Annotated in this window: 12 protein-coding genes and 1 pseudogene; 2 read left to right on the forward strand and 11 right to left on the reverse strand. The window is 68.2% G+C overall.

What is annotated here, in order from left to right; all coding sequences use genetic code 11:
• The first annotated feature begins 19 nt into the window (after window positions 1–19).
• A complete protein-coding gene (locus FF090_RS02970; protein ID WP_138855318.1) occupies window positions 20–706 on the forward strand; it encodes a CYTH domain-containing protein in 687 nt (228 codons plus the stop codon).
• On the opposite strand, the gene FF090_RS02975 is transcribed toward FF090_RS02970, so the two are convergent.
• The 3 genes and pseudogenes from FF090_RS02975 to FF090_RS19810 form a co-directional block, all read right to left on the reverse strand.
• Window positions 684–1,388, reverse strand: coding sequence for a response regulator (locus tag FF090_RS02975; protein ID WP_138855319.1), 705 nt, complete (start codon window positions 1,386–1,388; stop codon window positions 684–686). The genes FF090_RS02970 and FF090_RS02975 overlap by 23 nt on opposite strands.
• The gene (locus tag FF090_RS02980) at window positions 1,385–2,482 is read right to left on the reverse strand and encodes an ATP-binding protein (RefSeq protein WP_175423500.1); all 1,098 of its coding nucleotides are present in this window, start codon (window positions 2,480–2,482) and stop codon (window positions 1,385–1,387) included. Before FF090_RS02980 ends, FF090_RS02975 begins: the two co-directional genes overlap by 4 nt.
• 109 nt (window positions 2,483–2,591) lie before the next feature.
• Window positions 2,592–2,840: pseudogene (locus FF090_RS19810) on the reverse strand (hypothetical protein); the annotation flags it as partial.
• Window positions 2,841–2,971: 131 nt separating this feature from the next.
• Between FF090_RS19810 and FF090_RS02985 the strand changes: the two are divergent.
• Complete coding sequence (locus tag FF090_RS02985) at window positions 2,972–4,168, forward strand: cytochrome-c peroxidase (protein ID WP_138855321.1); 1,197 nt, start codon at window positions 2,972–2,974, stop codon at window positions 4,166–4,168.
• Here the strand turns inward: FF090_RS02985 and FF090_RS02990 are convergent.
• The 8 genes from FF090_RS02990 to FF090_RS03025 form a co-directional block, all read right to left on the reverse strand.
• A complete protein-coding gene (locus tag FF090_RS02990; protein WP_138855322.1) occupies window positions 4,149–4,844 on the reverse strand; it encodes a hypothetical protein in 696 nt (231 codons plus the stop codon). The two genes, FF090_RS02985 and FF090_RS02990, sit on opposite strands and share 20 nt — an antisense overlap.
• A 12-nt stretch (window positions 4,845–4,856) precedes the next feature.
• Window positions 4,857–7,631: a M16 family metallopeptidase gene (locus FF090_RS02995; RefSeq protein ID WP_138855323.1), complete on the reverse strand. Its 2,775-nt coding sequence runs from the start codon at window positions 7,629–7,631 to the stop codon at window positions 4,857–4,859.
• A 155-nt stretch (window positions 7,632–7,786) separates the two neighbouring features.
• A complete protein-coding gene (locus tag FF090_RS03000; protein ID WP_138855324.1) occupies window positions 7,787–8,020 on the reverse strand; it encodes a hypothetical protein in 234 nt (77 codons plus the stop codon).
• A gap of 119 nt (window positions 8,021–8,139) precedes the next feature.
• The gene (locus tag FF090_RS03005; protein ID WP_138855325.1) at window positions 8,140–8,856 is read right to left on the reverse strand and encodes a site-2 protease family protein; all 717 of its coding nucleotides are present in this window, start codon (window positions 8,854–8,856) and stop codon (window positions 8,140–8,142) included.
• A gap of 105 nt (window positions 8,857–8,961) precedes the next feature.
• Window positions 8,962–9,201 carry a hypothetical protein gene (locus FF090_RS03010; protein WP_138855326.1) on the reverse strand — a complete coding sequence of 80 codons (240 nt, stop codon included), beginning with the start codon at window positions 9,199–9,201 and terminating at the stop codon, window positions 8,962–8,964.
• A 133-nt stretch (window positions 9,202–9,334) separates the two neighbouring features.
• Window positions 9,335–10,123 carry a substrate-binding periplasmic protein gene (locus tag FF090_RS03015; protein ID WP_138855327.1) on the reverse strand — a complete coding sequence of 263 codons (789 nt, stop codon included), beginning with the start codon at window positions 10,121–10,123 and terminating at the stop codon, window positions 9,335–9,337.
• Window positions 10,124–10,204: 81 nt separating this feature from the next.
• Window positions 10,205–10,432 (reverse strand): hypothetical protein, encoded by a 228-nt coding sequence (locus FF090_RS03020; protein WP_138855328.1) that lies wholly within the window; start codon window positions 10,430–10,432, stop codon window positions 10,205–10,207.
• 191 nt (window positions 10,433–10,623) lie between these two features.
• A complete protein-coding gene (locus FF090_RS03025) occupies window positions 10,624–14,172 on the reverse strand; it encodes an indolepyruvate ferredoxin oxidoreductase family protein (protein ID WP_138855329.1) in 3,549 nt (1,182 codons plus the stop codon).
• Between the last annotated feature and the right edge of the window lie 30 nt (window positions 14,173–14,202).

Below are 14,202 nucleotides of genomic sequence, written 5' to 3' on the forward strand. Positions count from 1 at the left end.
GCAAGGCCAGAATCCCGGCATGACTTCTGCCTCCCATCAAGAACTCGAACTGCGGCTGGCCACCGAGCCCGCCCGCCTGGATGCACTGCGTCAGACCTGGCTGGCGGAAGGCCAGCGGCTGCCCTTGCAGGCCCATTACTTCGACAACGCCGAACGCGCGCTGGCGCGCAGCGGCTGGGGCCTGCGCCTGCGGCGTGAAGGAGATCGTTGGGTGCAGACCCTCAAGGGCCCGAGTGCCGACGGCTTGGGTCGCCCCGAGCACAACGCCGAGCGCGGGCCGGTACTTGCCGGCCGCCCTGCGCTGGACCTGACGGCCCATGCCGAGCTGGCCGCTGGGGCCGCGGCGCTGGCGGCGGTGCCCGGACCGTGGGTCGAGCAGTTCGCCACCGAGATCGAGCGTCTGAGCCGGCGCCTGGACTGGCAGGGCACCCAGCTGGAGCTGGCCCTGGATGTGGGCGAGCTGCGCGCTGGCGCCGCCGCGGCCCGCGTGAGCGAGCTGGAGCTGGAGTGGCTGGGCGGTCCCTTGGCCGGCCTGTTCGATTTGGCCGAACGCCTGATGGGCGAATTTGGCCTGGCGCTGGAGCCGCGCAGCAAGGCTGCACGCGGCGGTGCCCTGGCACGGGGGCTGGCCGTGCCCGCGGCGGACTTTGACCCCGGGCGCAACGCCCAGGCCCTGGCCGAACTCAGGCGCCGAGTGGAGGCGTGAAGCGGTAGCCCACGCCGTAGACGGCCTGGATGGCCGTGGCCTGGCCCAGCAGGGCCTCAAGCTTGCGGCGCAGGTTTTTTATGTGGCTGTCGATCACGCGGTCGCTGACGTCGCGAAAGGCATCGGCGTGCAGGGCGTCCAGCAGGGTGGCGCGCTCAAACACGCGGCCGGGTTGCTGAAGCAGGCTGCGCAGCAGCCGATATTCCACCGGCGTCAGGTTCAGCCACTGCCCGCGCCAGCCCAGGCGCTGGCCGGCCTCATCGTGGCTGAAGCCGCCGGTGCCGGGCAGCTCGGTGGCGGCCTGGCCCACCAGCCGGCCTTCGGCGCGACGCAACAGCGCCCGCACCCGGGCCACCACCTCGCGCGGGCTGTAGGGCTTGCACAGGTAGTCGTCGGCACCGATCTCCAGCCCCAGCAGGCGGTCGAATTCGTCGATGCGGGCGGTGGCCATCAGGATGGGCACTGCCGAGCCGGCACGAATGCGCTGGCACAGCTGCAGGCCATCCAGACCCGGCAGCATCAAGTCCAGCACCACGGCGCTCCAAGGCCCGGCGCGCTCAAACAGCTGCCAGGCCTGCAGGCCATCGGCGCAGGTCTCGGGCTTCAGGCCGGCGTGCGCCAGGTAGTCGCTCAGCAGCGCGGCAATGGCGGGGTCGTCCTCGACCACCAGGATGCGGCTCATCGTGTGGGCTCCTGTGGGGTTTGCAGAGGCAGTGTGATGACCAGGCCCAGCCCCCCCAGCGGACTGGGCCGGGCCTGGATCTGGCCGCCGTGGCGCAGCACCCAGGCGCGCGCGATGCTCAGGCCCAGGCCACTGCCGGCGCCATCGCGGCGCTGACGTGCCGGGTCGGCGCGGTAGAGCGGTTCGAACAGGCGTGCCAGCGCCTCGGGGGCCACGCCGGGTGGGCTGTCGTCGACGCGCAGTTCCAGCTGTTCGGCATTCAAGGGCCGGGCTGAGAGGCGCACCTCGCCCGGCGCATCGGTGTAGGCCAGGGCGTTGCTGATCAGGTTGTCCAGCACCTGATTGATCCGCTCGCCATCCCAGTGCACCGTGCGGGGCAAGGCGGGGTCGAGCCTCAGGTCGAGAAGAAGGCCGGTCTGGCGGGCGGCATCCTGATGCCGCGCCAGCGCTTGCTGCAGCAGCGCGGTGGGGTCCAGGGCCTGCGGGGCACAGGGCAGGGCCTGCAGATCGGCCAGGGCCAGCCAGTGGAAGTCATCGGCCAGGCGGCGCAGGCGGGCCACCTCGCGCACCAGGGACTCGACGCGCTCGGCATTGAGCGGGCGCACGCCGTCGCGCACCGCATCCAGTTCGCCACGCAGCACGGTAAGGGGCGTGCGCAGTTCGTGCGAGAGCTCGGCGATCCAGCGCCGCCGGCTGGCTTCCAGGGTCTGCAGGGAGGCAGCCAGGTGGTTGACGTCGTCGACCAGGGCATCGAACTCATTGCGGCGCTTGCTGGTGCGCCGAGGTAAACGCAGGCTGAAGTCGCCCTGCGCCAAGCGGTGGCTGGCGCGCTGAACTTCGGTGAGCGGGCGCAGCCAGCGCCCAGCCAACCACCAGGCCGCCAGAGCGGCCAGCAGGGCCACGATGACCCCGACCCCGACTAGGCCGAGCAACTGCCGGCGCAGAAACAGGCGGTCCAGGGCCTCGGGTGCCTCGGGGCGCGGCACCAGCCGGGCCAGGGCGACGGTGCGCCCCTCCAGCACCACGGCTTCCTCCAGGCTGGGGCGGTCTGCCGGGGGCAGCCGGCCCCAGATCAATCGACCCTGCGCGTCCACCAGGGAAAGGCCCCGCCGTGCCAGTGCCCGCTCGGGGTCGGGGGGGGGGGCGGTCGGGCTCCTCTTCCAGGCGTCCTGGCCGCCTTCTTTCGGGCGGCGGTTCGCGGCGCGGGGGCGGTTCGCCGTCCAGCCCCGGGGCGCGCAGCAGGCGCGGATTGGCCGCCAGGGCATCCACGCCATGGCGTTCGATCACGGCCCGCGCTGCGCCGGCAAAGGCCGTTAGGCGCTCGGCGTCTTGGGCGCGCAGGTAGTCAGAGAAACCGGCACGCAAGTGAAAGGCACTGAAGCCCCCCATCGCCAACAGGGCCACCAAGCTGGTGCCCAGCAGGGTCAGGCTGAGTTGATGGACCAAGCGCATGGCCTTCACTCTATGCGTAGGCGGGCGGGCAATTGTGGAGAGGCTCTCCACAGTGTGGGCATCTTTGCTGCGCAATTGCGCCGGACAGTCGCCTTCGACCTCTTGTTGCCATCCGCCGTTCGGAGACCGCCATGCGACGCACCCCCATTGCCCTATTGCTCAGTTTGATGGCCTTGGCTTCTCTGGGCGTTCAAGCCCAGCGCCAGCCACCGCGTCCGTCCCCCCCGCCCGATCCGGCGCCGGCACCGGCCGTGAATCAGCAGGCCCGCGTCAGTTTGGGTGAGCTCTTGTTCAATGAGCGGCGCCTCTCTGCCAGCGGCCAGCAGGCCTGCGCCAGCTGCCATGACAGTCGCCAAGGTCATGCGGATCCGGCCGGCCGCTTCCTGCCGCTGGGTGGTCCTGCATTGGACCAACAGGGCCTGCGCAGCAGCCCGTCATTGCGCTATCTGGACCAGGCGGGCGCCTTCTCCGTGGACGCTCAAGGCCGAGCGCGTGGCGGCCTGTTCTGGGATGGCCGCGCCAACAGCCGTGCCGAGCAGGCGCGCGGGCCGCTTTTTGCGCCCAAGGAGATGGCCAACGCCAGTCCTGCGGATTTGGTGCAGCGCCTGCGTGCCACGCCGCTCTACGGCAGCTTGCTGGGGCTCTACAACCTGGGCGCCGCACCCACGGATGCCGCCGTGGTGGACGCCGTGGCCGATGCCCTGGCGCTCTACCAGGCCCGTGACCCGGACTACCACCCCTTCAACAGCAAGTTCGATCAAGTGCAAGAGGGCCGGGCCAGCTTCACGGCGGCCGAGGCGCGTGGCCTGGCGGCCTTCAACGACCCGCAACGCGGCAACTGCGCCAGCTGCCACAGCAGCCAGCCGCGCGGCAATGGGGTGCGGGCGCTGTTCACCGACTTCAGCTATCACGCGCTGGCCGTACCGCGAAATATCAGCCAGGCCACCGCCGATCCGACCTTCTTTGACCTCGGCCTTTGCGGTCCGGGCCGCAGCGACCTGCTGGCCCGCACCCAGCTGTGCGGCCGCTTCAAGGTGCCCACGCTGCGCAATGTGGCGCTCACGGCCCCCTATATGCACAACGCCCGTTTCAACACCCTGGAAGAGGTGGTGTCCTTCTATGCCACGCGCGACACCGACCCGACCCGCTGGTACCCGACCGTAAATGGGCAGGTGCAGCGCTTCAACGACCTGCCGGTTGCCTATCAGGCCAATGTGGAACGCCGCGCGCCCTTTGCACCGCTGCCAGGCAACCGCGCGCGCCTGAGTCCGCAGGATGTCAGCGACATCGTCGCCTTCCTGCGCACGCTCACCGACGCGCCGCAATAAGCGTCAGATCCCACTCCAGCACCACCGCGTCCTGCACCGCCAACAGCCCGCCCAGCAGGCTGAAGGCTTGCAGGCCGTGATCGCTGTGGCGCAGCAGCAGGCGGCCCTGTAACCGCAGCCGCTCAGCGCCTTGTTCCACGGCCAGGGGCATGCGGTAGGTCTGGATCTGGCCATTCAGCCGCAGATCTACCTCAGCCGTCCACCAGGGGGTGGCGCCGCCGAGTTGGCGCAGGTGGAGGCTGACCTCGGGATGGGCGTCGGCGTTGAGGGCGCGCAGCAAGTTGCGGTGGGTTGCCGCGATGGCCTCGGCGTCCAGGGGCTTCTCGTTGAACTCGCCGCCTGCCGCCGCGCGCCAATCGGGGCGATCCAACTCCAACTCGTCCAGGCGCACTGTCAGTTCCCCTTGGGCGCCCGCCAGGCCGGATTCAGGCAGCCAAAGCTGGGCGTGAAAGCGCGCGGCCTGCAGGATGTGGTGATGCCCCAGTCGCGCGGCCGCGCCACCGCGAAAGGCCACGATGCGCAGCACCGAGGCGGTCGGGTCGGCGCGCCAGAGCCGTCCACCTTGGTGCGGTGGGTTGAAAGCAGGCGCAGCGAATGGTGCAAGGGGTGTCGGTGCGCACCCCCAGTTGAGGAGGGGCAGGCATAGAGCCGCTCGACGACGCAGGGCGGTGGGCATTGGATCAAGCGGTCAGCGCGGAACCGGCTTTGCCGGGCCGCTGCTGACGCCCCCTTGAGGGGGAGGCGGCGCAGCCGCTTCGGGGGTGGGTCCGAAATCTCCGGCCCAGACGAGTTGCATCGCTTCGGGCTTCAGATGGCGGCGCAACGCTGCGTTGACCTGCTCCAGCGTGGTGTTCTGAATCGCGGCGTCGATCGCGGCGCTGTGCTTCAGGGTGCGGCCCAGGTCGGCCTGGCTGCTCAGCGCGGCGGCCAGCCCGCCGTCTTGCGCGCGCGCCAGGGCACGGCTGCTGAGTTGGGCGCGCTGCGCGCGGGCCAGTTCCTGGGCCGTGAAGCCTTCCTTCAGGGCGCGCGCCAGTTCCTCGCGCAGCGCCGCCTCGACCCTGGCGCGGTTCTGCGGCGCAAAGAGGGCGCCGAAGTTCCAGACGCTGTGCGCCTCCTGCGTGTTCCAGTCCAGCGCGGCCCAGGTGCCGTAACTCAGGCCTTCCTTCTCGCGGATGCGCACCCACAGGCGCGAGTCGGTGCTTTCGCCCAGGATGGCATTGGCCAGCATCAGGGGCACAAAGTCTGCATCGCTGTCCTTCACGGGGACGGACAGGGCCGCCGCAAGGGTGGCGTTTTGCTTGTCCGGCGTGGGCAGGCTCAGGCGCTTTGCGGGCAGATCGGCCCAAGGGCGGGTGAGGCGCTGCGGGGGCTGCAGGGCGCGCCAATCCTGGAGCAGGGGCGTCAGGGCGGCGCGCAGGGCGGCGGCATCGAAGTCGCCCACCAGGGCCAGGCGCAAGTGGTCGGCCCCGTAGTGGCGGCGGTGGAATTCACGCACCTGATCCAGCGACACCGCTTTCAGGGCGGCGGCTTGATCGGCAAAGCTCTGCGCGTGGCGGGGGTCGCCGGTGGGGAAGTGGTTGCGGGCCAGCGCCAGGGCGTTGGGGGCCAGTTGTTCGGGCTCGGACTTGGCGGCATCGACCTGCGCCAAGGCCAGCTGGCGTTGTTCCTCGAATACGGCAGGGTCCAGGCGCGGGTGGCGCAGCAGCTCCAGCGCCAACTCGGCGGCCGCCACGGCATGCTCGCGGGTGCTGGTCCAGGCCAGGATGACGCTGTCGGCGCTGTAGCCGAGTTGCAACTCCATGCGCAACGCATCCATGCGGTCGCGCAGGGCCTCACGCCCCAGGCGCTCGCTGCCCTCGTTGATCAGGCTGGCGAGCAGATCGCTGACTGCGCCTTGGTCGCGCAGGCTCTGCGCTGTGCCAAAGCGCAGCTGGACGCGCCCCTTCACCAGACCCCCGCGCGTGGGCTTGGGCAGCAGGGCCAGGCGCGCGCCGCTGGGCAGCTCGAAGCGTTGGACTTGGGCTTCGATGCGCAGCGGGTCGGTGTCAAAGGCCGCCACTTCGGCTTGGGCCGCGGCGGGCTGGAAGGTGCGCAGCTGGTCGGCCACATCCACGGCCTGTGGGGCCGGTGCGCGCTGGGGTTTCTCGGTGGGGATGTAGAGCACCAGCGTTCGATTGGCCGGCAGCAAGCGCTCCTGGGCCACGCGCTGCAGATCGGCCAGTTGCAGGGCCTGAATGCGGTCGCGCAGCAGGAAGAAGAAGCGCCAGTCCCCCACCGCAACCGCCTCGCTGAGCGCGAAGCCGATCTGCTGCGGGTCGGCAAACAGCTGGGCCCAGCGGTTCAGCCAGCGCTTGCGCGCGCGCTCCAACTCTTCGGCCAGGAAGGGGCGCTGGGCCACCGCCTCCAACTCGGCCACCAGGGCCTGGGCCAGGGGCTGTGGATCGGCGCCGGGCAGGGCGTCGGCGCCAAAGCTCAGCACCGTAGGCTCGCCAAAGGCATAGGCGCCGCCGCTCACGCTGGTGGCGAGCTTGTGCTGCTCCACCAGCCCCTTGTGCAGCCGGCCACTGGGCGCCTCGCCCATCAGCGCGCCCAGCAACTCCACGGCGGCGTAGTCGGGGTGGGTGGCCGCGGGAACGTGGTAGCCCACCGCCACCGTGGGCGTACCGCCGCTGCGGCGCACGCTGACCTGGCGCTCGCCGTCCTGCGCCGGGTCCAGGGTGTAGAGCCGCGGCAACGTGCGCTGCGGCTTCTTGAGTGGGCCGAAGGACTGGGTGATCCAGGCCAGGGTCTGTGATGGATCGAAACGGCCGGTGACGATCAGGGTGGCGTTGTCCGGCTGGTAGTACTGGCGGTAGAAGGCCTGCAAGCGGCCGATGTCGACGTTCTCCACATCGCTGCGCGCGCCGATGGTGCTCTTGCCGTAGTTGTGCCACTGGAACATGGTGGCCAGCAGGCGCTCCGAGACGATGTTGGCCGGGCTGTTCTCGCCCATCTCCATTTCGTTGCGCACCACCGTCATCTCGGTGTTCAGGTCTTTGCGGGCGATCAGGCTGTTGACCATCGCATCGGCCTGCCAGCGCAAATACCAGCGCAGATCGGCCGGATTGGCGGCGAACGAGGCGTAGTAGTTGGTGCGGTCGGTCCAGGTGGTGCCGTTGAAATCAAAGCCGCGTTGCGCAAACTCGGCCATCACCTGACGGTGCGTGGGCGTGCCCTTGAAGATCAGGTGCTCCAGCAAATGGGCCATGCCGGTCTCGCCATAGTTCTCGTGCTTGGAGCCGACCCGGTAGGTCATGTTGACCGTGGTGCTGGGCTTGCTGGCATCGGGGGCCAACAGCACTTGCAGGCCGTTGGCCAGGCGGTACTCGATGACCCCTTCGACCGTGCGAACGGGTTTCAAGGGGACGGCCAGGGCAGAAGCGGCGCACAGCGCCAGCACGGGCGCGATCCAGGGTTTGAGCATGGGACAGAGAAGCAATCAGATGCCGCCCAGACTAGCAGTGCGGAGTGGAACCGACTAAAGACTTCCTCAACGACAAGGCCCGCCGCAGCGTGTGCTGCGGCGGGCCTTGAGGGGTGTTTACAGACTCGATCGACCGGGGGCTGCACCCCGGGGAATCAGGTGCTGCGCTTGGCGGTGACGATCACCAGCGGCAGTTGGTGGATCACGGCCTTCTGGCCGACGATTTCCACGGTGGGCAGCTGATGAATCACAGGGTCGACCGAGGCGGGGGCCGGCGTAGCGGCCAGTACGGCCGCGCTGGCCAGGGTCAGACCCGCCATGGTGATGAGGGTCAGGGCCTCGGACACGGAGGTCAGGACCGGGCGGGTGTTGAAGGTGATCTTGCTCATGGTGCTCTCCTGGGGTGCAGCGGTTGTCGATGGCTGCACTGTCGTCGATCAGGGTTTACCCTGAAAGGGAGATGCGATGAGCTGCGGTAATCGGCGGGTGAATCGACGGTCAGCCCGCTTCAGCGGTGACTGGCCAGCAGGGCGTGCGCCTCAAAACTCATCAGGGCCAGATAGCTCACCAGGATCAGGTAATAGGCCCCCCACTCCCAGCGTTTGGCAGGGCTCACCAGGTAATAGCCTTGGCCCTCGGGGCTGCGGCGGTGCTTCCAGGCGGCCCAGGCTTGCGGTGCGGCCAGCAGCGCAAAGATCACCAACAGCGGGCTGGGGTTCCACAGGAACACGCCCACCAGCACCGGCACGCCCAGCAGCCAGACCTTGGGCGAGAGCACGGCGGTGATGCGGCCGCCATCGAAGGGCGGCAAGGGGATCAGGTTGAACAGATTGAGGAAAAAGCCCGAGTAGGCGACCGCCAGAAGCCAAGGCTGGTCCGGGTAGGCCCGCGCCACCCCGTATACCAAGGTGGCTGCCAAGCTGCCGAGCAGGGGGCCGCCCATGCCCACGAAGGCCTCGGTCTGGGCATCGTGCGGCATCTTCTTCAGTTCCACCCAGGCGCCCACAAACGGGATGAAGGTGGGCAGACCGACCGGCAGCCCACGGTGGCGGGCTGCGAGGTAGTGCCCCATCTCATGCACGAAGAGCAGGGCGATGAAGCCGGCCGCATAGCGCCAGCCAAAGATGAAGGCATAGACCACCAGCGAGAGCAGCATGGTGCCGGCGCTGGTAAGTACTTTGCCGAATTTGGCGCCCGAGAACAGCAGGGCCAGGAGCTTGAGCATGGGTCTTGGTTCAAAGGCGGAGCGGCATTGTGGGCTGCAAAAAGCAAACCCCCGCACCGGCAGGGCCGGGGCGGGGGCTGAGCGACAGCGAGGGCTGGCTGCGGCTTACTCGCTGCTGCGCTTGGCGGTCACGATCACCGTGGGCAGCACATGGACCACAGTGCGCTGGGCAACGATCTCGACCCGGGGCAATTGGTGCACCACCGCCTCGGTGGCGGCCTCATGCTGCGGGGCCGGCATGGCCAGGGTGGCGGCGCTGGCGAAGGTCAGGCCCACCATGGTGATCAACGTGAGGCTTTCGCCGACGGCGTCGAGGACCGGGCGGGTGTTGAAGGCTTTGATCATGGTGGGCTCCTGGAAGGTGTGGGCTGTCGGTGACTGGACTTTCGGTCACGCAGCTCGCGCTTCAAAGGGCGTTGCGCTGAACCGGCTGGATGGCCGCATGAACTGCGCCTGAGTGCGCTGAACGGCGGAGGCTTCAGCGCCGGAGGTGCCGATCCCGCAGCCGTTGCAGCTCGCCGCTTCGGTTCAGCTCGGCCAGCCCTCCCTGCAGGGCGGCGTGCAGGGCCGGGCCCAAGGGGTGCTGGCGGCTGACCATCATGTGAAAGCGGTTGGGACGCTCCACGACCAATGGCGCCCGCCCCAGGTCGGGGTCCTGCGCCAACTCGTAACCCGGCAGACCGGCCAGACCGTGGAAGACCTCTTCACCCACCACGATCACGTCGATGCGATCCAGATGCAGCATCTGCACCAGGCTGGCGTAGTTGGGGCCGCGCTGCAGGCTGGCCATGTCGATCTGGTCCAGCTGCGAATAGGTGTAGCCGCGCACCCCGCCAATTCGGTAGCGCTTCAGGTCGGCCTGCGTTCTGACCTTCAGGCCTTGCGGATGCACGCGGCGGCTCCAGAAGTAATAGGTGCGGGTGCTGTAGGTCGGTTCGGTGATCAGGAATGCGCGCTCGCGCTCGGGGTTGCGTGTGGCGTTCAACAGCAGCTGATAGTCCTGCCCGCGTTGCACTTCCTGCAGACACCGGACCCAGGGCAGGAGCTCGATTCGGTACTTCAGGCCCAAGGGTTGAAGCAGGCGCTCCAGCAGTTCGATAGAGAAGCCGCGGACCTGCTCAGTCTTCTGACCCTCCACCCGTTCGTAATAGGTATAGGGGGGCCATTCGTTGGCGTCGTCACAGACCTGCACCGTCCAGCCCTGCAGACGCGGATCGGCGTGTGCCGGCAGGCACGCAAGAGTCAGCAGAAGGATCAGCCAGCGCATGCGCTGACCATAGATGAAAAAAGGCCCGGCAAGCCGGGCCCTTGGGCGGATCAACAACGCCGCAGCGCGGCGCGCGGGGGCTTACTCGACCTGGGTGCGCTTGGCCGTCACCACCACCAGCGGCAGCTGGTGCACGACGGCCTTCTTGGCGGTCACGACGACGGTGGGCAATTGATGCACCACCGGGGCCGCTTCGATGGCCGGGGAGGCAAGAGTGGCGGCGCTGGCAAAGGTCAGACCGGCCATGGCGGCCAGGGTCAGAACGCCAGAAATCTTGTCCAGAGCGGGGCGGGTGTCGAAGCGGGTCATGGTGGGTCTCCTGGGTGCGCTGCGTTGTCGATGGCTGAACTTTGAACCTCGACCGCCCGTCGAACCAGGGGCTTGCGATGAGCTGCAAGTGGGGCCGCGTGAGTTGCAGCGTGGCCGTATGAACGAACGCCAGAAGTGAAAGAGCCCGCAAGACAACAGATCTAGCGGGCTCTTGATTCAGCTCACCGGAGTTACGCCCTCCACTGCTGCATCAGGCGCTCCCACTTGGGCATCACGGCCTTGACGTGGCGTTCCTTTACATGACCGAAGCCACGGATGTCTTCCGGCAGGCGGGCGATTTCCACGGCCTGGGCCAGGCGCTCGGCGCTCAAGGAACCGAGCAGCTCGTCCACATTGGTCTTGTAGCGCTCGATTAGGCCGCGTTCCATGCGGCGCTCCTCCGTGTAGCCGAACACATCCAGGGCCGTGCCGCGCAGGCCCTTGAGGCTGGCCAGCAGGCGGAAGGCCGGGCGAACCCAGGCGCCGAAGGGCTTCTTCACCAACTCGCCCTTGTCGTTCTTCTTCGCGAACAGCGGCGGGGCCAGGTGGTGCACCAGCTTGTAGTCGCCCTCGAACTGGCTGGCCACCATGGTGGTGAAGGCCGGATCGCTGTGCAGGCGGGCCACTTCGTACTCGTCCTTGTAGGCCATCAGCTTGAACAGGTAACGGCTCACGGCTTCGCTGAGCTGCTTGCTGCCGAGCTTGTCCTCCGCAGCGCGCACCTTGTCCACCACGGCCTTGTACTGGGCGGCGTAGGCGGCGTTTTGGTAGCCGGTCAGGAACTCGACCCGCTTCGCCACCATCTCGTCCAGCGAGGGGCGCTTGACGATCTGAACCACGGCCTCTGCAGCGAACAAGGCCTTGACCTTGGCGTAGTCGGCAGCGCAGCGGCGGCCCCATTCGAACGCGGCCTTGTTGTTGGCGATCTGCACACCGTTCAACTCGATGGCGCGCTGGATGGCGGCGAAGGAGAGCGGAATGCGGCCCATCTGCCACGCATAGCCCATCATGATGGGGTTGGTGTAGATGCTGTCGCCCAGCAGCTTGACGGCCACTTCCTCGGCGTCGAAGCGGCCCAGGAAATCCTTGCCGACAGCGTTCTCCAGCGCCTGCTCGCAGGCCGAACCGGGGTGCTGCCAGTCGGGCTGCAGCACGAAGGCGGCGGTCGGGCTGCCGTGGGTGTTCAGGGCCACGAAGGTGCGGCCCGGACGCATGGTCTGCAGGGTGGCCTTGTTGGCGGCCACGATGCCGTCGCAGCCGATGATGAGGTCGGCCTCGGCCGTGCCCACCTTGGTGCAGTGGATGGCCTCCTGCGAGTCAGCGATCTGGATATGGCTCCAGGTGCTGCCGCCCTTCTGGGCCAGGCCGGCGGCGTCTTGCGTGACCACGCCCTTGCCTTCCAGGTGGGCGGCCATGCCCAGCAACTGGCCGATGGTGATCACGCCCGTCCCACCCACGCCGGCCACCACGATGCCCCAGGCCGTCTGGCAGCTGGGCAGGGTAGGTTGGGGCAGCTCGCCCAAGAGGGCCGTGTCAAAGGGCGAGGCGGCCTTGCCGGCCTTGGCCTTCTTGAGCTGGCCGCCTTCCACCGTGACGAAGCTGGGGCAGAAGCCCTTGACGCAGGAGAGGTCCTGGTTGCAGCTGTTCTGGTTGATCGTGCGCTTGCGGCCGAAGTCGGTTTCCAGCGGCTCGATGGACATGCAATTGCTCTGCACGCCGCAGTCGCCGCAGCCTTCGCAGACCAGCTCGTTGATGACCACACGCTTTTCGCTCACGGCCATCTTGCCGCGCTTGCGGCGGCGGCGCTTCTCGGTGGCACAGGTCTGGTCGTAGAGGATGGCGCTGACGCCTTCGATCTCTCGGAACTCGCGCTGGATGCTGTCGAGCTGGTCGCGGTGGTGCACCTGCACCCCGGCCGGCAGGGCCACGCCGGTGTACTTCTCGGGCTGGTCGGTGACGATGCAGAAACGGCTCACGCCCTCGCTGATCACCGAGTTCATGATCTGCATCACCGAGTGGCCCTCGGGGCGCTCGCCCACGGTCTGGCCGCCGGTCATGGCGACCGCGTCGTTGTAGAGGATCTTGTAGGTGATGTTCACGCCCGCAGCGATGCTCTGGCGGATGGCCAGGATGCCGCTGTGAAAGTAGGTGCCGTCGCCCAGGTTGCAGAAGATGTGCTTGGCCTTGCTGAAGGGCTGCTGGCCCACCCAGGGCACGCCTTCGCCGCCCATCTGGGTGAAGGTGCTGGTGTTGCGGCCCGGCATCCAGCTCACCATGTAGTGGCAGCCAATGCCGGCCACGGCGCGGCTGCCTTCGGGCACGCGCGTCGACGTGTTGTGCGGGCAGCCCGAGCAGAACCAGGGCACGCGGTCCGCGCCGCCGGCGACCTTGATCTCGTCGGTCAGCGCGCGGTCCTTCGCCTCGATGACGGCCATGCGCGCGTCCAGGCGGGCGGCCACATCGGCGTCCACGCCCAGTTTCTTCAGGCGCTGGGTGATGGCGCGGGCAATCAGGGCCGGGGTCAGGTCGGCCTGCGGGCGCAGCAGCCAGTTGCGGCTGGGGTTGGGCAGGCCCCACTCGCCACCGCTCTGGTCGTCGTCGTCGAACTTGCCCAGCACGTGCGGGCGCACGTCGGAGCGCCAGTTGTAGAGCTGCTCCTTGATCTGGTACTCGATGACCTGGCGCTTCTCTTCAATGACCAAGATCTCCGAGAGGCCCGTGGCGAACTCGCGCGTGATGTTGGCCTCCAACGGCCACACCACATTCACCTTGTGCAGGCGGATGCCCAGACGGCGGCAGGTCTCGTCGTCCAGGCCCAGGTCGAACAGGGCCTGACGGGTGTCGTTGTAGGCCTTGCCCGAGGCGATCAGACCCAGGCGATCCTGCTTCGTCTCGATGACGTTGTAGTTCAGCTTGTTGGCACGGATGTAGGCCAGCGCGGCGTACCACTTGTGGTCCATCATCCGCGCCTCTTGCTCGAGCGGCGGATCGGGCCAGCGGATGTGCAGGCCACCGGCCGGCATTTCGAAGTCCTCGGGCATCAGGATCTTCACGCGGTCCGGGCTCACGTCCACAGTGGCGCCGCTCTCGACGATCTCCTGAATCGTCTTCATGCCGCTCCACAGGCCCGAATAGCGGCTCAGCGCAAAGGCGTGCAGGCCCATGTCCAGGATGTCCTGCACCGTGGTCGGGAAGAAGACCGGGAAGCCCACGGCCTTGAACACATGGTCGCTCTGGTGCGCGGCGGTCGAGCTTTTGGAGATGTGGTCGTCGCCGGCGATGGCGATCACGCCGCCATGCTTGGCGGTGCCGGCCATATTGGCGTGCTTGAACACGTCGATGCAGCGGTCCACGCCCGGGCCCTTGCCGTACCAGATGCCGAACACACCGTCGTATTTCTTCTCGGCCGGGTGCAGGTCCATCTGCTGCGTGCCCCAGACGGCGGTGGCGCCCAGCTCCTCGTTCACGCCGGGCTTGAACACCACATGGTTCTTCTCCAGGTGCTTGCGCGCGGCCCACAGGGCCTGGTCGTAGCCGCCCAGCGGGCTGCCGCGGTAGCCGCTCACGAAGCCCGCGGTGTTCAGGCCGGCCAGGGCGTCGCGGGTGCGCTGCAGGATGGGCAAACGCACCAGGGCCTGCACGCCGCTCATGAAAGCGCGCCCCCGATCGAGCGCGTACTTGTCATCCAGCGTGACGGTTTCCAGGGCGCGGCGGATGTGCTCGGGCAAAGGGGCGTTCATGGGCGGGGGCTCCGGCGGCGGGCTTGAAAA

Origin of the sequence: Inhella inkyongensis (assembly GCF_005952805.1) — a bacterium.
GTDB lineage: Bacteria > Pseudomonadota > Gammaproteobacteria > Burkholderiales > Burkholderiaceae_C > Inhella > Inhella inkyongensis.